We start from the raw sequence: 21,249 nt of genomic DNA, 5'->3' as shown, positions 1-21,249 counted from the left end.
TCGGGGCGGCCGGCTGCTTGCCCGGCTCACCCGGTGGACGGTTCGGTTCAACCAGTCCTGCGGTGCGCGTGCCAGGTGGTGGTGGCCCTCGCGAGGCGCAGGGTCCACGGGGAGGGATCGGCGTTGCTGATCTCGGACCAGACGTTGGCGTTGGCGGCGGCGAAGGCGGTGATGCCCTCGGCGGGGGCGGTGTGCCAGGAGGGGATCTCGGCGGCCCAGTGCTCGGCGGATGTGGGGGTGTGTCCTGCAGCGATGAGCCAGATGATCCAGTAGGCGGCGTCGAGCCAGGCCGCGCCGCGGGTGGCCCAGGCCCAGTCGACCAGGCGGGCTCGGTCACCGGAGGAGGCGCGGTCGTCGATGAGGACGTTGGTGTTGTTCAGGTCGGTGTGGAGGAGGTGAGTCCCGGCGAAGTAGCGGAGGTCGTCGGGACGAGCGGCGTAGTGCTCCAGGCGCTGTTCGGCGTGCCGCAGCTCGATGCCGGGGCGAGGGGCCTCGCCGAGTCGGCGCAGGAGGGAGGCGACTTCGGGGAGGTCGGGGGAGCCGGGGGCGTAGTCGGCGTGGTGGCCGCCGAGCACTTCGAAACCGAGGAGGTCCCAGCCGGCGGCCTCGACGCGCCAGCGGAGGGCGGGGGCCAGGCCGGTGAGGGAGGGGGCGATCTCGGCCTCCCGGCGCTGGGTCCAGGCGCGGGGGTGGTCGGTGCGCAGCCCCTTGATGTGCCAGGTGCCCGTGGTGGAGGTGACGCGGGCCGCGATCTCGCTGTTGAAGCCCTCGGTGGTCTCCTCGACCGTGAGGAGGGGGCCGGTGTGCTCTTCGACGGCTGCGCGGGCGGCGGGCGGCAGTCGGTCGAGGCCGATGCGGGTGGTCGCCATGGGACGTCACTCTTCCACGAAGGGGGGTGCGGGTGGGAACGGGCAGTGGTGCGGGGGCTTCCGACGGAAGAACGTCCGGAAGCCCCCGCGGTTCTGCAGGGCCGGTCGTCTACCGGTACGGGTTGTCGTCGTTGCAGCCCGGGACGGCCCCTTCGGACAGCACCTCCAAGTCGTCCAGGAGGATCACTCCCTCCGGCTCCTCCAGGACTGGCGGCCGGGGGTTGATCTCCACCATGACAGCGGTCATGACGCTTCCTCGCTTCCGTGTTGGCAGTAGGTGTTCAGTGGTGCCTTCGCCTCCTGGTACGCCTTGGCGAGCGGTCGGCAGACCCGGCAGGTGCCGGAGAGCCGGCAGCCGCCGCAGCCACCGGTGCGAAGCATCTGGGCATTGGCGACGCCGGGAAGACGGAGGAGCCCGTCCAGGCCCTCGGACATGAGGTCGATGGGGTTTTCGCGGCCGACCTTGCACATGGTCGCCAGGCCGTGCGGGTCGACGTGGAAGAAGGTGTGGCCGGCGGGGCAGCCCTTGAAGACGCTGGTCTTGTCCAGGAAGCCGGGGGCCTGCGCTGCCAGCGGTTCGGGCGTGCCGGTGTAGGTGGGGGAGATCGTGCCGTACTCCTGGCGGCTCGCCCCGTACCGTTCGGCGAGGACCCGCATGGCGTCCAGCTCATGGGCGTTGTGCCGGGTGATGATCAGCGCCAGTTCCAGCGCGATGCCGGCCTCGCGCGCCGCGATGAGCCCCTTCTCGACCAGCTTGAACGCTCCCGGCTTCCGGGTGAGCGAGTCGAAGCTGTTCGGGGCCGCCCCGTAGAGGGAGACGGTCACCTTGTGCGGTGGCAGCTCGCGCAGGAGGCCGATGATCTCGGGGTGGTGGAGCCGGGAGCCGTTGGTAAGGATCTCGATCAGCATCCCGGAGCGGTGAGCGAGGGTGTACGCGTCCACGAAGTCCCGGTCGATCAGCGGCTCACCGCCGGTGAACTGGAGCCACAGCACCCCGGCGTCCCGCAGCAGGTGCAGGAGCCGGACCTTGTCCGGCCAGGGCAGTCCCTCGAACTTCCGCTCCGCGAGGTAGCAGTGCTCGCAGTTGAAGTTGCAACCCTTGTTGATCTCGTACGTGGCCCGGCCGTAGCCGAGACCGGTACCGGAGCGTACGAGGACGGCGTCCCGCATTGCCACGCCCGTCAGATCCACGTTCCAGGCCTTGCGGGCGTGGTCGAGGAGCCAGGCCGGCGGCGAACTGCTGCCCCCGGCGGTCGAGGCCAGCTCTTCGTAGAGCGTCCGGGGGATGCGCATGCCGCCCTTGGAGCCGGGGCGGGCGATCAGGAACGTTCCGTTGTACGGGCTCGCGATCAGTTGGTGCACGGGGTCTCCTCCGGGGCGTCTTCCCAGGTGTGCTGCTTGACGTGACCGGCGAACAGACAGCAGCCCTCGCCGTCAGGACCAGGGGCGGTCACCGGGCAGTCCGGCAGGACGACGAGTGCCGTCTCGCCTGTCCCGTGCCAGCGGAGCCACAGCGCGGTCCCGTACACCCCGTCGTCGGTGAGGAGACCGAAGTGCTCACCCTCGCCGTGCGCGGACAGCTGGCACTGCACGGCCCTGTCGATGTACGAGGCGGTCGACTTCGCCCGTGCTTTCCTTGCCAGGTCGAGGGGCACCCGGCGCCAGTGCGCGCACCGCATCACCACACCATCCGGAAGGACGCGACGGCGTTCCGGGCCTGCTGCGAGCACCGGGGGCAGACGCACGGCGGGTAGCGGCCCGGGTTCTCCGGGACCACCGGGTTCTCGCCCACGCGTACCTCCGTGAGAGGCCCCCACGTCTGGCCGGAGTCACGGGAGACCCGCAACGTCATCCGTACGTCGTCCTGTCCGTTCGCCATGGACAGGAGCATCGCGTTCTGCGAGACCGGCCAGAAAGACCAAGCGGATTACCCAACGTGGGTAACATCACCCTCGGTTGACCAAAGTGCAGCGATCCGTAGTCCTCATGCCGGAGCGTGCCCGATGCCCGAGCCATCTCGCTCGAAGGAACTCCCGGTCAGCCTGCTCACGAACCCAGTGATGATCGAGGCATGCCAGGCCAGGGACTTCGGCCGCATCTTTCAGCTGGTCAAGGCACGAGCAGGCATCTATCCGTCGATGGTCGCGCGCCGTTGCGACCTGACCCCGAGCCGCGTGGGCGAGGTGATCGCCGGACGACGGCAGCTGCTGCACATGGACGTGATCGAACGGGTCTCCGACGGACTGCGCATCCCCGGACACATGCTCGGTCTTGCCCGACGCTCCTGGGAAACGCCGCCCAGCCTGACAGTCACGCCCCGCGAACCGGCCGAAGTGCCGGCCCCCTCAGCCGGCGAACCACTGGCCGCCGGACTACCGGGGGCGGACGTCGACAGGATCCTTGCCCTGGCGGCCGAGCGGGATCTCAGCGCCTCGACGCTGGACGCGCTGCATTCGTCGATCGCGGACTACTGGCGCCGGGACGACGAGCACGGCGGCGAGACCTTACGGCCGGCGGTCGTGGGCCAACTCCGCTACGTCGTCGATCTCCTCAAGGAACAGCGTCCGGCTCCTCTGCGGGACGGCCTGCACAGCATCGCGGCCGAGCTGGCCCGGCTCACCGGATGGACCTACTTCGACGCCCGCCAGTACCACCAGGCACGCGCCTACTTCACCGAATCCCTCGGCCTGGCCAAGGCCATCGATGACCGCCAGTTCATGGCCAACGTCCTCGCCTGCATGAGCCTCCAGGCCACCTACCAGGACAAGCCCGGCGACGCCCTCGCATTCGTCACGGCCGCCCAGGACCAGGCCCGAGCGGCGGCGGGTACGACACCGCGCGTCCTGGCTATGCTCGCGATGCGGGAAGCCTTCGCCCACGCCACCCTCGGCAGCCACGGCGCGACCCACACCGCGATCTCGGAAGCCCACACCCAGTTCGGGCGGATCGGCAACGGTGATCCGGATCCGGCCTGGGTCGCCTACTTCGACGAACCGAAGCTGATCGTGGACACCGGCATCGCGCACGGCCGCCTGGGCGAAGCTGCCCTCGCCGAACCCCTGATTGCGGACGCCCTCTGCCGCGAACACGCATCGAACCACCGAGGCCGCGCCTTCCACGCCTTCTGGCTCGCCCGCACCCAGCTCCAACGCGGCAAACTCGACGAGGCGTGCCACACGGCCATGGCCGCGCTCGCCCCGGCGGCGGCCGTCAGCTCGCAACGAGTCGCCGGCCACCTTCGGGAGTTCTACGAGCAGTTGGAGCCCTTCCGTCGCGAACCGGCCGCGGTGGCTTTCGAGTCCCGGCTTCGGGCAGTGCTGCCCCGCCAGGTCAGCGGATCGCCTCGTCCATGAGCACGTAGAGCAGCCCGACGAGGGATCCGCCGCTGACGATCTCGCGCCGGTCGATCATGCCCCGCACGTCGGCCAGCGGGATCCACTCGATCCGGTCCGACTCGTTCTTCTCGGTCGGCGGACCCTCGTACGTTGCCCCGTCGGCCCGGAAGACGTGGTGCTGGGAGTCGGTGATGCCGTTCGCCGGCTCGGCGTAGATCAGCGGCTTGATCGGACCGGGGCGCCAGCCGGTTTCCTCCAGCACCTCACGGGCCGCCGCCTCGGCCGGCGTCTCGCCCTCCTCGACCAGGCCCATGGGCAGCTCCCACGCCCAGGCGTCCGTGATGAAGCGATGCCGCCACATCATCAGAACCTCGCGCCGCTCGTTGACGACGGCGGCCACGGCCAGGTGCCGAAGCTTGACGACGTGGTGCTCCCAGCGGTTCCCGTCCGGCGTCTCGACGTCGGTGAGCCACAGGTTCACCCAGCTGTTCTCGTAGATCGGACGTTCCCCATGGATCTTCCACTGCATCGCTGCGGCCCCTCTCGATCGGGCTTCAGCATCGCAGAGATGCGGGTGCAGCGACTGTGCATCGGACAAGTTCGCGTCACATTGACGCTTACAAGATGCGCGCGCAGCGTGGCATGTCGCGTGACGGGCCCCGGGAAGGTATGGCGGCTACGCGCCCTGACGGCTCGGTAGTGCAGCGTCTGGTGTCGGCAGAGGCGCACGCAGGGTTGAACGACGGCGCGGACAGGACCTTCCGCTGAGCGGTCAGGCCGAAGTGCATGTGTGCTGGGGCGGTTGTTACAGGTTTCTCTACCTCATCAAGCACCCGGCTGCGCTCCGCTCCGCCAGGCGCGCTTCCCGGCTCCGGCTGCGCCCGAGCTCCTGCCTTCGGCCCGCTCGGCGCTGCCGCCGCCGACGCGCGCCCGCAGTGGATAGGCCCGTAGAGCATGAGGCGAGAACCAAGCCCGCGGCTTCACGAGGATGCCTCCGGCGAGGGCGCTCAGACTCCGGGATGGACGGGGCGCCGTTCGCGAGTGCCGGCCGGAGCGGGGCGAGCGTCGCGGGGCTCCCATCCCGACCACCTTCGACCCAGGCAGAGCCGAGCGGTCGCGGCCCAGGGCGTCAAGGTCGTTCGTACAGTGGCGCGCTCCACCTTGACGCCCTGAACCACGACCGCTCCACGGTGTGTGGGTCGAAGGCGGACGGGATGGGAGCTGGGGCGAGTGGTGGGTGGCAAGAAAAGCGAGGGCCCCGGAGCGTAACGCCCCGAGGCCGCTTATTCGTCAGCTCAGACAGGGAGCAGCAATCCAGCTACCAATCCCTCTACGACCGTCACAGCTGCATTCAAAACAGCCAAAATCGACTTTCGCATTTTCTTCATATGGCCTCCCCTCGTGGAGCATTAGTATTCGGGCATTCTGACTTTGTGTTACCTAGGGTCAGAATGATGAACCTGAGTGCCAATGCAACCGAGACGAGTACGAGGAGGGCGGTAAGGGGAATTGAACCCCAAGTCCCGGCCCCTAGTCTCAACTGACGAACAGTCGAATCTTGCCACTCGGCTCGTTCAGCCGTCAAGAACGGATTCGTCCTACATTCGACTAGGTGCTGGCCCTGGGGCTGTCCTGTGTCATGCCGTGCGCGAGGCGCTGTAAGGGTCTTCCTCTCCGTGGCCGCTGGTCACCGTGCGATGGGATCTCATGTCGGGCAGGCTGCCCAGTTGATCTCCCGGCGAGGCGGGGGTCTCGTCGGCCAGGAGTATTAGTAGTCGCCTACCCAAACCGGACAGGGTGTAGGGGCGGTAAGTTCCGCTATAGATCATGCCGCGTAGTGCGCTCTCGACCAGCCCCAACGAGAGAAGTTTTTGGAGAATCGCGTATGCGCCAACTTGTAGGCCTGGGTCAATCCGGCACACATCTGCCACAAGCATCCCGTACTTCACATTGTCTGCAGGCTCCTCAGATTGAGGCCACAACCACTATGGCCACTGGGGAGCTTGTCGCTACGTTCATCTTGACAGCTCGGAAGCACTTGGATCGGGCATAGGTCCGTGCCGCACGCTGAACTGTGGGACGTTGTGGTCTCCGTCGCTGTCAATGGACGCACAGCAGCGGTGTATCGCAACCACAGAAACCGACCCCGTACGCCACCGTCTCTCCGGACCCTCGTAACGGCTGGTATGACCACCACTGTCCTATCCGGCTAGAGCTACGGATCAGAAGGTTGCAGGTTCGAATCCTGCCGAGTGCACAGCAGGCCGGAGGCCCCCAGAGTCGTTTTCAGAGCCCCGGCACAAGACGGACCGGCCCTGGAGCTCTACGGACCGGGTGGTTCTCAGGCGGTCGTCGCGGTCGTCCGTGCCGGGGCTGCCGTTACCCGGCGGCGGCGGGTCGGCAGGTTCAGTGTCGGGTGGGCCACGGACCAGGCCGCCCCTTTGCAGACCGTCTCCTTGTAGAGCGCGGCCGGACGGCCCGTCAAGGTGGCGTTGACCGAGCGGTCGTCGGCGGTGACGTACTGGATCAGGCCCTCCTTGCGGCCCAGGGAGACGCACTGGTTGAAGTAGCGCGGGACCAGGGTCGGGAGCTTGGCGCCGGTGAGGCGGGCGGCGATGGCGTCGGCGGCCTGCCAGGCGGTGGGGATGCCCGAGGCGCACGACATGCGCAGCGGTGTGCCGCCGGGGCCGGCCGCGCGGGCCGCGTCGCCGATGGCGTACACGTCCGGGTGCGAGGTCGAGCGCATCGTGGCGTCGACCGTGATCTGCCCGTCCTCGGCCGTCTCCAGCGCCGTGGCCCGGGCGATCGGGTGGACCGCGAAGCCCGTCGTCCAGAGGGTGGCCGCGGCCGGGACGGCGCCTCCGGTGGTGGAGACCCGGTCGGCGTGCACGGCGGTGACCTCCGTGTTCTCGTGGACGGTGATCCGCAGGCCGGCGAAGACCTTCCGCAGGTGGCGGGCGCCCTTGGGGGAGAGCCAGTCGCCCAGCGGGCCGCGGGCGATCAGTGACACGTCGAGGTCGGGGCGGGCCTCGGCCAGTTCCGTCGCACCCTCCACACCGGTCAGGCCGCCGCCGACGACCGTGACGGGGCTGCCGGGTGCGAGGGCCGCCAGGCGGTCGCGCAGGCGCAGGGCTCCGGGGCGGTTGGCGATGTCGTGGGCGTGTTCGGCCACACCGGGGACGGCGTGGGTGTTCCAGGCGCTGCCCAGGGCGTAGACCAGGGTGTCGTACGGCACGGTCTCCGAACCGTCCGCTTCGCGTGGGGCGCCCGTGACCGCACCGGCCCCGGTGGCCGGACCGGAGGCGGGGCCCGTGACCGCACCGGCCCCCGTGGCCGGGCCGGTGGCCGGGCCGGAGGCGGGGCCGGTCGCCACCGTCACCGTTCGCGCGTCCACGTCGATCGCCGTGACCCGCCCCAGCCGGAGCTCCACCCCCGTGCCCGCGAACATCTCGCCGAGCGGGCGGGGGCGCAGGGCCCGGCCCACCGCGAGCTGGTGCATGCGGACGCGCTCGACGAAGTCCGGTTCGGCGTTGACGAGGGTGATGGAGACGTCTTCGCGGTGCAACCGGGCGGCGAGGCGTCCGGCCGCGCTCGCTCCGGTGTACCCGGCTCCGAGGACGACGATGCGGTGCTGGTGGGCGGTGTGACGCGTGTGCTGCTGCATGTCCTGCCACTCCTGTCTCGCGCGGTTTTCCCCTTGAACCGGGCAGCCCCGCGTTTCCTGACAGGCGGCCGGAGTGACGTGGGCCACTCGCGTCAGCCGATGCGGAGCACCGGCTCCCCGTGGTCCGCCGCCGCCCACCGCCGCGTCGCGCGTTCCAGCTTGTCGGGGTTGGCCTGGTTGCGGAACGCCGCGATGCCGTCTTCGGTGATCTCCGGGCACATCACGCCGATGACCCGGCCCCGGACCACGGCCACCAGGGCGGGCAACCCGTTGGCGGAGGAGAGGTGGATCTCCGCCGAGCCGCCGATGAGTCTGAGGGCGGCCCGGTTGGGGACGAACAGGCTGCGCAGGAACGTCGCGACCGCCGCCGCGCCCGTGAACGGCTTCGCGCGGGCCGGCACCTTTCCGCCGCCGTCGCCGATCGCGACGGCGTCCGCGGTGAGCAGCCGGACGAGCGGTTCGGTCCGGCCGCTGACGGCGGCGGTCAGGAACTCCTCGACGATCCGCCGGGCGGCCGCCGCGTCGACCTCCGTACGGGTGCGGCCCGCCGCGATGTGCTTCTTCGCGCGGTGGAACAGTTGTTGGCTCGCGGACTCCGTGGTGTCGAGGATCTCGGCGATCTTCCGGTGCGGGTGGCCGAACGCCTCCCGCAGCACGTACACCGCCCGCTCGTCGGGGGACAGCCGCTCCATCAGGGCGAGCACCGCGAACGAGACCGACTCGCGCTGCTCGGCGGTCTCGGCGGGGCCGAGCATCGGGTCGCCCGCGAGCAGCGGTTCGGGCAGCCACTGGCCCACGTACGTCTCGCGCCGGGCGCGCGCCGAGGTGAGTTCGTTGAGGCAGAGGTTGGTGAGCACCTTCGTCAGCCACGCCTCGGGGACCTCGATGCGTTCGACGTCGGCGGCCTGCCACCTCAGGAACGTGTCCTGCACGACGTCCTCCGCACCGTCCGCCGAGCCGAGCAGGCGGTACGCGATGGCCTTCAGCCGGGGCATGGAAGCCTCGAACAGGTCCACCTGGTCCCCGGTCAGCGCCATGGCCCGGATCCTAACGGGAACGCGCGGCGGCCGTTCGGCGGGGCCGGGGCGGGGTAGCCGGACGGATACGGGGCGTGAGGAGCGCGCCTCACCGGTCAGGAGGTGGCGATGGGGGCGAAGAGGCAGGGACGGGAAGGGCGTTGGCAGGACCGGTGGTGGTCCGTGGGGCTGCTGGTGCTGGTCGTCTGGGTGGCCGTCCGGCTGGCCTTCCACGGCTGGTCGGCGTGGCCCGGGGTCCTGGTCGGCGGGGTCGGCTACGCCGCTTTTCTGACGTGGTTCCTGATGCGGCGGCGGCGTGAGGACGCGCGGGCCGTGGGCACCGAGCCCGACCGGGTGCCGGAGCTGGAGCGGCGCATCGCCAAGAACGGCGAGCTGCCCGAGGACCCGGCCGAGCGGCGGGCCATGGTCCGGTTGATCCGGCGGCGGGAGGAGAAGCTGCGGCGCAACCGGTGGTGGGCCCTCCCCATGCTCGGGCTGCTGTTCTTCGGGCTGCCCTTCCTCTGGTTCGCCGCAGGGAACGTGTCGGCGGGGCTGTGGATGCTCGGCTTCGGCGGGGCGTTCATGGGGTGGATGATCTGGTTCAACCGGCGCTTCGTCCGGCGCATGGCCGCGATGCGGCGGCGGATCGAGGGTGTCGGAGGGTACGCGTAGCATCGCCGCGCCGGGGCGGGACAGGTCCGCCCGGTGCTCTGGAGCCGCGGCGGTGAGGGATCCCGGATGGCCGGTGGGTGGTGGTGCGCCGGAATGCGCTGGTCCGGTCCGGCGCCCGAGCTGGGGTGGCGCAGGGGCGGCGACCGGCGGGTGAGCGTGCTCGCCTACGGGACCGCCCTCGGGTTCCGGGCCCGCGGGGAGCGGCACTGCGTGGGGGCGCGGGAGAACGCCTGCCCGCTGGGCGCCGTGGTGCCGGGCCGCTCGACCGGCGGGCGGTGCGCCGAGTGCGCGCGGCTGGACCGGGCCCACTCCGTGGCCGCCGACACCGTGGCGGACGACCCCCGGACGTACCGCGTGTACCTCGCCTGGTTCGGGCCCGGACTGGTCAAGGTCGGGATCACCGGGGAGGGGCGCGGGGCGGCCCGGCTGCGCGAGCAGGGGGCGGTCGCCTTCACCTGGCTGGGGCGCGGGCCCCTCATGGCGGCCCGCCGGACCGAGGAGGTGCTGCGGGCGGCGCTCGGGGTGCCCGACCGTGTCCCGTACGCCGGAAAGCGGGCCGTGCGCGGGCGGTTGCCCGGTGTCGAGGAGCGGGCGGGGGCGGTGGCGGAGCTGTACGGGCGGGCCGCCGCGCTCCAGGGGCGCGGCTGGCCCGAGTCGTTGGAGCGGCTTCCCCTCGACGTCGTCGACCACGGGGAGGCGTTCGGGCTGGATCGCGCGCCCGCGCCCGCCCGGTCGGTGCGGGAGCTGGTGGACGGGGGTGTCGTGGCGGGCCGGCTCGTCGCCGCCGCCGGACCCGACCTGCACCTCCACGCGGACGGCGTCGGCGTGGTCGTGCTGGACACCCGGCTGATCACCGGGTGGGAGCTGACGGCCGCCGAGGGGGCCGTACGCGTCCCCCTCATCGACATCGGCGGCGGGGATGTGCAGGGTGGGTTGTTCTGAACGACCCGCGACCGATCGACCCGGAAGGACCCGCGCATGGGGGCGCCCGAAACGACCAGGACGACCGACGGGGAGGACGTGGCGCGGTTCCGGGAGCGGATCGGGCTTCCCGGGATCATCGACGTGCACACCCACTTCATGCCGGAGCGGGTGCTGCGCAAGGTGTGGGCCTACTTCGACTCGGTCGGGCCGCTCACCGGGCTGGAGTGGCCGATCGCCTACCGGTACGAGGAGGAGCGGCGGCTGGAGCTGCTGCGCTCCTTCGGGGTGCTGCGCTTCACCTCCATGCTCTACCCGCACAAGCCCGGTATGGCCCGCTGGCTGAACGGCTGGGCCGCGGGTTTCGCCGCCCGGACGCCCGACTGCCTGCACACCGCGACCCTCTTCCCGGAGGAGGGGGTGGAGACCTATGTGGAGGAGGCCGTCGAGGGCGGGGCCCAGGTCTTCAAATCGCACCTCCAGGTGGGCGCGTACGACCCGAACGACCCGCTGCTCGACCCGGCGTGGGGGCTGCTCGCGGAGGCCGGGGTCCCGGTGGTGATGCACTGCGGGTCGGGGCCCGCGCCGGGGAGGTTCACCGGGCCCGGGCCGGTCGGGCGGCTCCTGGCGCGCCATCCCCGGCTGCGGCTGGTCGTCGCGCACATGGGGATGCCGGAGTACGCGGAGTTCCTGGAGCTGGCGGAGGCGTACCCGGAGGTCCGGCTCGACACGACGATGGCGTTCACCGACTTCAGCGAGGGGCTCAGCCCGTTCCCGGCGGCGGAGCGGGGGCGGCTCGCCGACCTGGGGGAGCGGATCCTGCTCGGGACCGACTTCCCCAACATCCCGTACCCGTACGTGCACCAGCTCCAGGCGCTGGAGCGGCTGGGGTTGGGGGACGCGTGGTTGCGGGCGGTCTGCCACGGGAACGCCGCCGCGCTGTTCCCGTGAGGGCCCCGGCCGCTTTCTCAGGCAATTCACAGAAACGAGTCAGGCTTCTCTCACGGGCGGCTCACAGAGTGGTCCCCATGACGACGACGATCTCGCCCCGGGGGCGTACCGAACCGCTCAGGCCGGACCGTACCCCCGTGCGGGTGCTGGTCGTGGGCGACGAGGCCCCGCTCACCGACCTACTCTCGATGGCCCTGCGGTACGAGGGCTGGGAGGTGCGCAGCGCCGGGGACGGGGCCGGGGCCGTCCGTGCCGCGCGGGAGTTCCGCCCGGACGCGGTGGTGCTCGACGTGATGCTCCCGGACATGGACGGGCTGTCCGTGCTCGGCCGGCTGCGCCGCGAGCACACCGGTGTGCCCGTCCTCTTCCTGGCCGCCCGGGACGCCGCCGAGGACCGGATCGCCGGGCTCACGGCGGGCGGCGACGACTACGTGACCAAGCCGTTCGGGCTGGAGGAGGTCGTGGCCCGGTTGCGCGGGCTCATCCGCCGCGCGGGGTCGGCCGCCGCCGGGCGCGCCGGGTCCACGCTCGTCGTCGGGGACCTGGTCCTGGACGAGGACAGCCACGAGGTGAGCCGGGGCGGGGAGCCGATCCACGTCACGGCCACCGAGTTCGAGCTGCTGCGCTTCCTGATGCGCAACCCGCGCCGGGTGCTCAGCAAGGCGCAGATCCTCGACCGGGTCTGGAACTACGACTTCGGCGGCCAGGCCAACGTCGTCGAGCTGTACATCTCCTACCTCCGCAAGAAGATCGACGCGGGGCGCTCCCCGATGATCCACACACGGCGCGGGGCGGGGTACCTGATCAAGCCCGGCGAGTAGGCGGGCCGCGGAGCCCCGCGGCGGCCGGGGACCGTATGCGGCCCGGGGTTCAGGAACCGGCCGCGTACGTTCAGAAGTCCCGCATCGCCTCGGGCGCGACGGCCCCGGCCGACTCCGTCCGGGTGGGCAGGACGGCGACCGTGCCGGTGGCCGGGACGGTGCGGGCGGCGGTGCCGGTGCTCATGGCCTCCTCCGTGCGACAGCGTGTGCTCCGACGACCGGCGGGACGAGGCGGACTCACCGCTTCCGCTTCCGTACCAGCAGGTCCGCCACCACCGGCCGGTGGTCGGACGCGACGCTCTCCGGCACCCACGCCTTCCGGACGGTGACCGTACCGCCCGGGCCTCCGCCGTGCGCCGCGGCTCCCCCCTCGCCGTGCGACCCGCCGGCGTGTCCGCCGCGCGGGCCGTCGTACCGGCCGTCCTTCGACACCGCCACGAAGTCGATCCGCTTGACCGGGTTCCGCGCGGGGAACGTGGGCGCGCCCGGGTCGGCGTCCGCCAGCTCCCGCCAGAGCGGGGCCAGTTCGGGGGCGGAGGGCTCCGCGTTGAGGTCGCCGAGCAGGATCTTCGGGCCCCGGTCCTCGGCCATGATCCGCCGGGTGTCGGCGACCTGGGCGACGCGGACGGCGGGGTCCGGCCGGTAGTCGAGGTGGGTCACGTAGACGTGCACGGGCAGCCCCCGCACGCGTACGACGACCTCCCCGAACCCCGGGGCGGGGGCCGGGGCCGGGTTCGGGACCTGGGTCGAGAGACGGGTGATCTCGTGGTTCTCGGCGCTCACGATCCGGTGCCGCGACAGCACGGCCACCCCGAACTCGGCGCGGGGACCGCCCGCTTCGGCCGGGTCCAGGCTGTAGATCGGGGCGAACGAGAGGTGCATCCCCAGCCGTTCGGCCAGTTCGCCCGCGAGATCCCGCCACGCGCTCCGGGCTCCCCAGTGCCGGTCGACCTCCTGAAGGCCGATCACGTCGGCGTCGATCGACCGCAGTTCGGCCACTTGGCGGTCCAGGTCGAAGACACCGTCCGCACCGGCCCCGGCGTGGATGTTGTACGTGGCGACACGCAGCGGAACACCCCCGCCGGACGGTGGCCGGGACGCCGCGGCAGCGGTGGCGGGCGGCGCGAGAAGTGCCCCCGAGAGGGAGGCGGCGAGCAGGAGGTACGGGGTTCCAAGGGTGCGGCGTCGCAGCGACATGGCTCTCCCAACGGCCGAAGATCGCGCACTTTGTCAGGTCTGCGTCGAGAACCGTACCGCTCGGCCCCCGTCCCGGTCCCCGCAACGCGACGGGTGCACCACCGCGGAAATCGACTTGTACGCCGTACAGGGTTGTTCTACGGTGTATGACGCAGCGTCCCGTACACCGTATGTCCAACGCTGCGGCGCCCCTGGCCGCGGCCCCCGGCATCCGGCCGTCTCCGGCCGCCCGGCCCTCCCGCCCCCTCGACCCATGGATCCCAAGGAGCCCGTATGACGGCGCCCGCCGCACCGCGATCCGACCCCGCCCCCCAGGGGCACCCGCAGCGCTGGCTGATCCTCGGCGTCATCTGCCTGGCCCAGCTCACGGTGCTGCTCGACAACACCGTCCTCAACGTCGCCATCCCCTCCCTCACCACGGAGCTGGACGCCTCCACCGCCGACGTGCAGTGGATGATCAACGCCTACTCGCTCGTCCAGGCGGGCCTGCTGCTCACCGCGGGCAGCTCCGCCGACCGCTACGGGCGCAAGAAGATGCTGGTCGTGGGCCTCGCCCTGTTCGGCGTCGGCTCGCTCGCGGCCGGGCTCGCCCAGTCCTCGGGCCAACTCATCGCGGCTCGCGGCGGGATGGGCGTCGGCGGGGCCCTGCTGCTCACCACCACGCTCGCCGTCGTGGTCCAGATCTTCGACGACGCCGAGCGCGTCAAGGCGATCGGCATCTGGTCGACCGTCTCGTCGCTCGGGTTCGCGGCGGGCCCCCTGTTCGGCGGGTGGGTCCTCGACCACTTCTGGTGGGGCGCGATCTTCCTCGTCAACATCCCGGTCGCCCTGATCGCCCTGGCGGCCGTGGTCCGGCTCGTACCGGAGTCGAAGTCGGGCCGGGGGGAGCGGCCCGACCTGCTGGGCGCGCTGCTCTCCACGATCGGGATGACCGCCGTCGTCTTCGCGATCATCTCCGGGCCCGAGCACGGCTGGACCTCCGGCCGGGTGCTCCTGACGGCGTTCGTCGGGGCCGCGGTGGTGGCCGGGTTCGTGCTGTGGGAGCTGCACATCCCGAACCCGATGCTCGACATGCACTTCTTCCGGAACCAGAAGTTCGTCGGCGCGGTGGCGGGCGCGATCCTGGTCGCCTTCGGGATGGGCGGTTCCCTGTTCCTGCTCACCCAGCACCTGCAGTTCGTGCTCGGGTACGGACCGTTGGAAGCGGGGCTCCGGACGGCCCCGATGGCGCTCACCGTGGTCGCGCTCAACCTGACGGGGCTGGGCGCCCGCCTCGTGCGGAAGTGGGGGACCCCCGTCGTCATCGCCACCGGGATGAGCGGCCTGGCGGCCGGTCTCGCCGCCATCGCGGTGCTGGGGCGGCACGGCTACGGGGGCATGCTGCTCGGCCTGGTCGTGATGGGTGCGGGGATCGCGCTCGCCATGCCCGCGATGGCCAACGCCATCATGAGCGCCATCCCGCCGGAGAAGGCCGGGATCGGCGCGGGGGTGAACGGCACGCTCGCGGAGTTCGGCAACGGGCTCGGGGTCGCGGTGCTCGGCGCGGTGATGAACGCCCGGTTCGCCGCCCTCGTACCGGCCGCCGTCGGGGCCTCGTCGCTGCCGGCCGCGCTCGCCGCCGCCGGGACGCCGGAGGCCCGCCAGCAGATCAGGGACGCCTTCGCCTCGGGCCTGGAGGTCAGCCAACTGGCCGGCGCGGTCGCGGTACTGGCGGGCGGTCTGCTCGCCGCGCTCCTGCTGCGCCGGGCCGAGGGGGCGCAGGCGCCCGTGGCCGCCGGGGAGCCCCCGGCGGGGAAGGCCGGGGACCGGGCAGACTCCACGGGACCGGCGGCATAGCAATAGCATCGGAGCGGACGCGCGTACCGGACCGTCAGCGTCCGGTACGCCGTTCTTCCGGCAGGACGGACGGCTCGGCGGGGCGGTTCGAGCGAGACGAGGAGAGTGCGCCATGGTGTCCGAAACCGGGTCCGACCACGCGAACGCCCCCGGGGACGAGGCCCCGGCCGGCGCCCCGCGGACCAGTGTGTGGCTGGACCGGCGCGCCCCCGCGCGTTCCCGCCGCACGGAGTCCCCGGCCGGCCTGGACCGCAACCGGATCACCGAGGCGTCGGTGCGGCTGCTGGACGCCGACGGGCTCGCCAAGTTCTCCATGCGACGGCTCGCCGCCGAACTGGACGTCACCGCGATGTCCCTCTACTGGTACGTCGACACCAAGGACGACCTCCTGGAGCTGGCGCTCGACGCGGTGTACGCGGAGATCACCCCGCCCCGCGAGGACACCGCCTGGCAGGACCGGCTGCGCGAACTGGCCCGCAGCTACCGCGAACTCCTCGTCCGGCACATCTGGATCTCCCCGCTGGCCGGGACCTTCCTCAACATCGGCCCCAACGCGATGCTGTTCTCGTACGCCGTCCAGGACATCGTCCGGGCCACCGGCCTCCCCCTGGAACGGCAGACGGGCGCGCTCTCGGCGGCCTTCCAGTTCGTGTACGGATTCGGCACCGTCGAGGGCCACTTCAAGGCGCGGTGCGACGCGACCGGGCTCACCCAGGACGAGTACTACCGGCAGGCGATGGGCACGATCCGGGCGCAGCCGCACATGCGGCAGATCACCGAAGCGTCGGACGAGCTCATGGCGGCCCGGGGCGGCGACACGGTCGAGGAGATGCGCGAGCGGGACTTCGTCTACGCGCTGGACATCGTGATCGCGGGCATCGAGGCGGTGCGCGACCGGTCCGGCGCCCCGGCCCGCCAGGGCGTGTCCGGCGGATCTTGACCGGGTCCACGACGCCGGACACACCCCAGGGCCTGTCGTCGACCTGCCGCCGGCCCGGGCGACGACGGCAGTGTGAGGACAGGCCCCGGCCCTCGGTCAGTAGCCGCGTCCCACGTCCACCGTCAGCTCGGGCCGGCGGCCCGCCGCCACGGCCTCCCAGGCGGCGGTGAAGTCCACGACGATGTCCTCGTCCGCGGTGATCCCCGAGGAGTGCGAGGTGATGACCGTACGGGGCAGCCGCCACACCGGGTCCTGCGGTGCGGCCGGTTCCTTCGGCAGCACGTCCAGCACGGCCCGCCGCACCCGGCCGTCCCGTAGGGCGCTCTCCAGTGCCGCCATGTCCACGGTCGCGCCCCGCCCCACGTTGACGAACGTCGCCCCGCGCACCGCCGCGAACCGGCCGGCGCCGAAGAAGCCCGCCGTGGCCCCGGTCAACGGCAGCGTGGAGACCACCCAGCGGGCCTCTCCCAGCGGTTCGGCGTCCTCGGCGGCCCCGATCACCCGGTCGAAGCCGGGCACCGCGCCGGCGGCGCCCGGTTCCGGCCCGGTCCGCGCGGTGCGGGCGACGCCCACGGTCCGTACCTCACAGGCCCTCAGCAGCCGACCGACCGCCGCGCCGATGCGGCCGGTCCCGTAGACCACGGCGGTCTGCCCCGCGATCAGCTCGGTCGGGAGCTGCTCCCAGTGGGCGCGGGCGTGCTGGGCGGTGAACTCGGGTACGGCCTGGCACTCGGCCAGCATCCACCCCAGCACGTACTGGGCCATCCGCTCGCCCATCCGCCCCACGGTCCGGGTCAGGAGCGCCGAGCGGGGCCAGGGGCCCGCGCCCAGCAGCCGGTCCGTCCCCGCGGTGACGCTGTGGAACCAGAGCAGGCGGTCCGTCCGCAGCGCCTCGGGCAGCGAGCCGCCCACGCACAGGTAGGGCTCGCCGGACGGCGGCGGTCCGTCCGGCAGGGGCTGCGCACCGCGCCCGGCGATCCGCTCCACCTCCCGTACGAGGCCGGCGTCCAGGGAGGGCGAGACCAGCAGCCGGGCCCGCGCGAGGTCGTCGGAGGCGGGCAGTGGGGCCGGCACGGGCAGCCCGCAGGCGAGGGGCGAGCGGGGGTGCGCGGGGGAGGGCGACGGCGGGGCCTGATCGGCGGTCCCGCCGGCCGCGCCACCGCCGGACGCGCTCCCGGAGGGGTCGGTCGCGGTGTTCGGAGCCATGCCCACAGCCTAGGACCGCCCCGGCCGCCCCCGGCCGCCCTCGCCCGTCCTGGCGGAGGACATCCGGTCCGGTCAGGTCCGGTCGGGTCCGGTCGGGACCGGTCACGGCATCGGCAGCGCCTCGCCCTGGACCGCCTGGATGTCCAGCTCCACGCGCAGCGTCGTGCCGATCGCGGAGATGCCCGCCTGGACGACCTGGTTGTAGTTCATCGCGAAGTCGTCGCGGCGCAGTTCGGCGGTGGCGTGGAAGGCCGCGCGGGTGCCGCCCCACGGGTCGGGCCCGGTGCCGAGGTAGGTGAGGTCGAGGTCGACGGGGCGGGACACCCCGTGCATGGTCAGCTCGCCGTGCACGGTCCAGCGGTCCGGACCGGCCGGGGCCAGGGCGGTGGAGCTGTAGGCGATCTCCGGATACCGGTCCACGTCCAGGAAGTCCGGTGAGCGCAGGTGCTTGTCCCGCATCCCGTTTCCGGTGTCGATGCTGGCCGCCCTGATCACCGCGTCGACGCGGGAGCGCCCGATCTGCTGGGCGATCTCGATCCGGCCGCCGAAATCGGTGAACCGGCCGTGCACGCTGGAGATCCCCAGGTGCTGGGCGACCGCGGCGACCGAGGAGTGCGCGGGATCCAGCGACCAGGCGCCCGGCGGCGGCAGCTGCACCCCGCCCTGGCGGGCCAGCACGATCTGGCCGCCCTCGATCCGGCCGCTCGCGGTGACGAGGGCGGTGGAGGCGGCGGGCGCGTACCCGACCGCCGTGACGATCACCGTGTACGCCCCGGCCGGCAGGGAACCGTCCGTGCGGACGGCCCCGTCCTCGTCGGCGGTGGCGCGCAGCACCTGGGCGCCGGTCATGTCGGTGACGGTGACGACGGCGTGCTGGACCGCCCAGCCGTCCCGCGTCCGTACCTGTGCGCGAAGTCCCATCCCGTATCTCTCTCCTAGCTCGATGACCCCCGTGGCCCGGCCGGGCCCGTGGGGCACATGAGTCGGGCCCCGGGGCGGTCACGGCAGGCCGTCCCCTGCTCGCCGTGCCCGCCACCGGGGCCCGTTTCCACCCGGTCGCGACAGCCTCTCCGCTGGGAGTGCCGTCCGACCAGGGGCCTTCGCGATCTCTTCACGTGCTCACGCGTTCACGTGGTGATCGCGTGCACCCCGCAGGTCGCTTCCCCGAGGTGCACGTGCTCACGCGCCGGAAGGATCAATTCCTGGAACGGCCGCCGGACCGGGCCCGGTTCCGTGGACCGGCCGGCCGCGGCCGCCCGGTCACTCGCCCGGGTGGGCGAGTTCGATGTCGTGTCCGTCGACCCCCGGGCCGCTCACGGTCAGCGATCCGGCCACCGGCGGATAGCCGGTCGCGATGACCGCGTACTCGCCCGCGTCCAGGTCGGTGAAGGCGTACGCTCCGTCCTCGCCGGTCGTCGCGGTGGCGACCACGTTGCCGGCCGCGTCGATCAGCGTGACCCGGGCGTCGGTCAGCGGGGCCCGGGCGGACCCGGCCCGCACGACGCCCCGGACCAGCGCCCCGGACCGCAGCGCGGCCTCGACGCGGGTGACGCCCTGGCCGCCGATCTCCACCGGCAGCGCCAGCGGACGGAAACCGGCCGCGGTGACCGCGACGGTCACGGAGCCCGGCACCAGCTCTCCGAAGGCGAACTCACCGGCCGCCCCGGACGCGCCGGTGGCCAGCACGTCGCCCCGGACGTCGGTGACGACGACCATCGCGCCCTCGACCGGCGCCCCGGTCTCCTCGGCCCTGACCGTTCCGGCCAGCCCGCTCGTACCGGACAGCAGGATGTCGAAGGCCAGCGGCTCCTCGCCGACGACCACCGTGGACGCCTGCGGCTGGAAACCGTCGGCGGAGGCGATCAGCACGTAGCTGCCGGCGCCGGGCGCGTCCAGGACGTAGGCGCCGTCCGGCCGGGCGACGGAGCGTCCGAGCTGCCGGCCGCCCAGCGAGATCAGGGTGACGGCCGCACGGGGGACCGGAACGCCCTCCGCGCCGCGCACCACACCGTGGACCGGGACGCCCCGCACGCTGTCGTACGAGAGGGAGGCGGGAGCGTCGGCCTCGGAGGTGTCGACCGTGGTGACCCCGGCCGCGCCCTCGGAGACGAGCCCGGTCGCGCCGACCGCGGCGGGCACGGGGGATCCGGCCGTCTCGGCGGCGGCCGGAACCGGGACGTCCTGCGAGGAGTCGGCGGGGGCGTCGTTCGCCGCGCTGGTCTTCAGGGCGACCTCCTTGATGAAGATCGTCACGATGAAGGCGACGAGCGCGGCCGGAGCGGCGTACAGGAAGACGTCGCCGACGCCGTGCCCGTACGCGGCCTCCATGACCAGCCGGAACGGCTCGGGCAGCTTGTCCAGGTCGGGGATGCCCCCGCCGCCGGTACCGCCGTGGCCGAACTTCGCGCCCTCGGGGCCGAGGGCGGCGAGACCGTCCTTGACGTAGTGGGTGACCCGGTTGCCGAGGACCGCGCCGAGCGCGGAGACGCCGATCGCACCGCCGAGGGAACGGAAGAAGGTGACGACGGAGCTGGCGGAGCCGAGGTCCTCGGGAGCGACCTGGTTCTGCGTGGCGAGGACCAGGTTCTGCATCATCATGCCGATGCCGAGGCCCATGACGAACATGAAGACCGCGACGTGCCAGTACGGGGTGTCGTACCGGATCGTGCCGAGCAGCCCGAGCCCGGCCGTGACCAGGAAGCCGCCGGTGACCAGCCACGCCTTCCAGCGTCCGGTCTTGGTGATGACCTGACCGGAGATGGTCGAGGAGAGGAAGAGGCCCGCGATCATCGGGATGGTCATGACGCCGGACATCGTCGGCGACTTGCCGCGCGCCAGCTGGAAGTACTGGCTGAAGAAGACGGTGCCCGCGAACATCGCGATGCCGACGAACAGCGAGGCGACCGAGGCCAGCGTGATGGTGCGGTTGCGGAAGAGGCGCAGCGGGATGATCGGCTCGGCCGCCCGCGACTCGATGAAGACGAAGACCAGGCCGAGCAGGACCGAGCCCGCGACCATGACGTACGTCTGCCACGACAGCCAGTCGTACTTGTCGCCCGCGAAGGTCACCCAGACCAGCAGCAGGGAGACGGCGGCGCTGATGAAGAACGCCCCGGACCAGTCGACCTTCACGCCCTCGCGCTTGACGACGGGGAGCTTCAGGGTCTTCTGGAGCACGATCAGGGCGATGACCGCGAAGGGCACGCCGACGTAGAAGCACCAGCGCCAGCCCATCCAGCTGGTGTCGGTGATGACGCCGCCGAGCAGCGGGCCGCCGACGGTGGCGACGGCGAAGACCGCGCCCAGGTAGCCGCTGTAACGGCCGCGCTCGCGCGGGGCGATCATCGCGGCCATGACGATCTGCGCGAGGGCGGAGAGACCGCCGACGCCGATGCCCTGGACGACCCGGCACGCGATGAGCATGCCGCTGCTGGTCGACAGACCGGCGACGATCGAGCCCAGCACGTAGATGATCAGGGCTATCTGGACCAGCAGCTTCTTGCTGAAGAGGTCGGAGAGCTTGCCCCACAGGGGGGTGGTGGCGGTCATGGCCAGCAGCGAGGCCGTCACGACCCAGGTGTAGGCGCTCTGACCGCCGCCGAGGTCGGAGATGATCTCGGGCAGGGCGTTGGAGACGACCGTCGACGACAGGATCGCGACGAACATGCCGAGCAGCAGCCCGGTCAGCGCCTCCATGATCTGCCGGTGCGTCATCGGCGTGCCCTCGGGGGCGCCGGGGCCGGTGTGGCCCGTATGCCCTCCGTGCTTGGCGTGGCCGCCCCGCACACCGGTGGGTGTGGTCGTAGCCATTGAGTTCCTAT

19 protein-coding genes are annotated in these 21,249 nt (G+C 72.1%); 7 read left to right on the top strand and 12 right to left on the bottom strand.

Annotation, left to right across the window (positions count from 1 at the left end; all coding sequences use genetic code 11):
- Nucleotides 1-47: 47 nt before the first annotated feature.
- From ACH4K1_RS29360 to ACH4K1_RS29340, 5 genes are all read right to left on the bottom strand, one after another.
- Nucleotides 48-869, bottom strand: coding sequence for an aminoglycoside phosphotransferase (locus ACH4K1_RS29360; RefSeq protein WP_398092576.1), 822 nt, complete (start codon nt 867-869; stop codon nt 48-50).
- Nucleotides 870-978: 109 nt separating this feature from the next.
- On the bottom strand, nt 979-1,116 hold the full coding sequence (locus ACH4K1_RS29355; protein ID WP_398092575.1) for a hypothetical protein: 138 nt from the start codon (nt 1,114-1,116) through the stop codon (nt 979-981).
- Nucleotides 1,113-2,231: a radical SAM protein gene (locus ACH4K1_RS29350; protein WP_398092574.1), complete on the bottom strand. Its 1,119-nt coding sequence runs from the start codon at nt 2,229-2,231 to the stop codon at nt 1,113-1,115. The genes ACH4K1_RS29355 and ACH4K1_RS29350 overlap by 4 nt, the downstream gene beginning before the upstream one ends.
- On the bottom strand, nt 2,219-2,548 hold the full coding sequence (locus ACH4K1_RS29345) for a hypothetical protein (RefSeq protein ID WP_398092573.1): 330 nt from the start codon (nt 2,546-2,548) through the stop codon (nt 2,219-2,221). The genes ACH4K1_RS29350 and ACH4K1_RS29345 overlap by 13 nt, the downstream gene beginning before the upstream one ends.
- Nucleotides 2,548-2,748: a hypothetical protein gene (locus tag ACH4K1_RS29340; protein ID WP_398092572.1), complete on the bottom strand. Its 201-nt coding sequence runs from the start codon at nt 2,746-2,748 to the stop codon at nt 2,548-2,550. Before ACH4K1_RS29340 ends, ACH4K1_RS29345 begins: the two co-directional genes overlap by 1 nt.
- A gap of 124 nt (nt 2,749-2,872) precedes the next feature.
- On the opposite strand from ACH4K1_RS29340, the gene ACH4K1_RS29335 reads away from it, so the two are divergent.
- Nucleotides 2,873-4,222: a hypothetical protein gene (locus ACH4K1_RS29335; protein ID WP_398092571.1), complete on the top strand. Its 1,350-nt coding sequence runs from the start codon at nt 2,873-2,875 to the stop codon at nt 4,220-4,222.
- Here the strand turns inward: ACH4K1_RS29335 and ACH4K1_RS29330 are convergent.
- The 3 genes from ACH4K1_RS29330 to sigJ form a co-directional block, all read right to left on the bottom strand.
- Nucleotides 4,200-4,733, bottom strand: a complete 534-nt coding sequence (locus tag ACH4K1_RS29330; protein ID WP_398092570.1) for an NUDIX hydrolase — start codon at nt 4,731-4,733, stop codon at nt 4,200-4,202. The two genes, ACH4K1_RS29335 and ACH4K1_RS29330, sit on opposite strands and share 23 nt — an antisense overlap.
- 1,812 nt (nt 4,734-6,545) lie before the next feature.
- Nucleotides 6,546-7,868, bottom strand: a complete 1,323-nt coding sequence (locus ACH4K1_RS29325; RefSeq protein WP_398092569.1) for an NAD(P)/FAD-dependent oxidoreductase — start codon at nt 7,866-7,868, stop codon at nt 6,546-6,548.
- A gap of 92 nt (nt 7,869-7,960) precedes the next feature.
- Entirely contained in the window at nt 7,961-8,905 is a 945-nt protein-coding gene (sigJ, locus tag ACH4K1_RS29320) for an RNA polymerase sigma factor SigJ (RefSeq protein WP_398092568.1), read from the bottom strand.
- A 108-nt stretch (nt 8,906-9,013) separates the two neighbouring features.
- Between sigJ and ACH4K1_RS29315 the strand changes: the two genes are divergently transcribed.
- From ACH4K1_RS29315 to ACH4K1_RS29300, 4 genes are all read left to right on the top strand, one after another.
- Nucleotides 9,014-9,556, top strand: a complete 543-nt coding sequence (locus tag ACH4K1_RS29315; RefSeq protein WP_398092567.1) for a hypothetical protein — start codon at nt 9,014-9,016, stop codon at nt 9,554-9,556.
- Nucleotides 9,557-9,622: 66 nt separating this feature from the next.
- Nucleotides 9,623-10,498 (top strand): DUF2797 domain-containing protein, encoded by an 876-nt coding sequence (locus ACH4K1_RS29310; protein WP_398092566.1) that lies wholly within the window; start codon nt 9,623-9,625, stop codon nt 10,496-10,498.
- Nucleotides 10,499-10,534: 36 nt separating this feature from the next.
- Entirely contained in the window at nt 10,535-11,428 is an 894-nt protein-coding gene (locus ACH4K1_RS29305; RefSeq protein ID WP_398092565.1) for an amidohydrolase family protein, read from the top strand.
- Between the two features lie 77 nt (nt 11,429-11,505).
- Nucleotides 11,506-12,249, top strand: a complete 744-nt coding sequence (locus tag ACH4K1_RS29300; protein WP_398092564.1) for a response regulator transcription factor — start codon at nt 11,506-11,508, stop codon at nt 12,247-12,249.
- Nucleotides 12,250-12,486: 237 nt separating this feature from the next.
- Here the strand turns inward: ACH4K1_RS29300 and ACH4K1_RS29295 are convergent, their stop codons facing one another.
- On the bottom strand, nt 12,487-13,446 hold the full coding sequence (locus ACH4K1_RS29295) for an endonuclease/exonuclease/phosphatase family protein (RefSeq protein ID WP_398092563.1): 960 nt from the start codon (nt 13,444-13,446) through the stop codon (nt 12,487-12,489).
- A 273-nt stretch (nt 13,447-13,719) separates the two neighbouring features.
- Here ACH4K1_RS29295 and ACH4K1_RS29290 point away from each other — a divergent pair, with 273 nt between their 5' ends.
- On the top strand, nt 13,720-15,282 hold the full coding sequence (locus ACH4K1_RS29290; RefSeq protein ID WP_398092562.1) for an MFS transporter: 1,563 nt from the start codon (nt 13,720-13,722) through the stop codon (nt 15,280-15,282).
- Between the two features lie 112 nt (nt 15,283-15,394).
- Nucleotides 15,395-16,222 carry a TetR/AcrR family transcriptional regulator gene (locus ACH4K1_RS29285; protein WP_398092561.1) on the top strand — a complete coding sequence of 276 codons (828 nt, stop codon included), beginning with the start codon at nt 15,395-15,397 and terminating at the stop codon, nt 16,220-16,222.
- Between the two features lie 96 nt (nt 16,223-16,318).
- Here the strand turns inward: ACH4K1_RS29285 and ACH4K1_RS29280 are convergent, their stop codons facing one another.
- From ACH4K1_RS29280 to ACH4K1_RS29270, 3 genes are all read right to left on the bottom strand, one after another.
- Nucleotides 16,319-17,302 (bottom strand): NAD(P)-dependent oxidoreductase, encoded by a 984-nt coding sequence (locus tag ACH4K1_RS29280; protein ID WP_398092587.1) that lies wholly within the window; start codon nt 17,300-17,302, stop codon nt 16,319-16,321.
- Nucleotides 17,303-17,530: 228 nt separating this feature from the next.
- Nucleotides 17,531-18,349 (bottom strand): YceI family protein, encoded by an 819-nt coding sequence (locus ACH4K1_RS29275; RefSeq protein WP_398092560.1) that lies wholly within the window; start codon nt 18,347-18,349, stop codon nt 17,531-17,533.
- 339 nt (nt 18,350-18,688) lie between these two features.
- Nucleotides 18,689-21,238: an MFS transporter gene (locus tag ACH4K1_RS29270; protein WP_398092559.1), complete on the bottom strand. Its 2,550-nt coding sequence runs from the start codon at nt 21,236-21,238 to the stop codon at nt 18,689-18,691.
- Between the last annotated feature and the right edge of the window lie 11 nt (nt 21,239-21,249).

Source organism: Streptomyces sp. NPDC017448, from assembly GCF_044330565.1.
Lineage (GTDB): Bacteria > Actinomycetota > Actinomycetes > Streptomycetales > Streptomycetaceae > Streptomyces.
The sequence above is the reverse complement of the archived record's forward strand: the minus strand, read 5'-3'. Positions and strand labels throughout refer to the sequence as shown.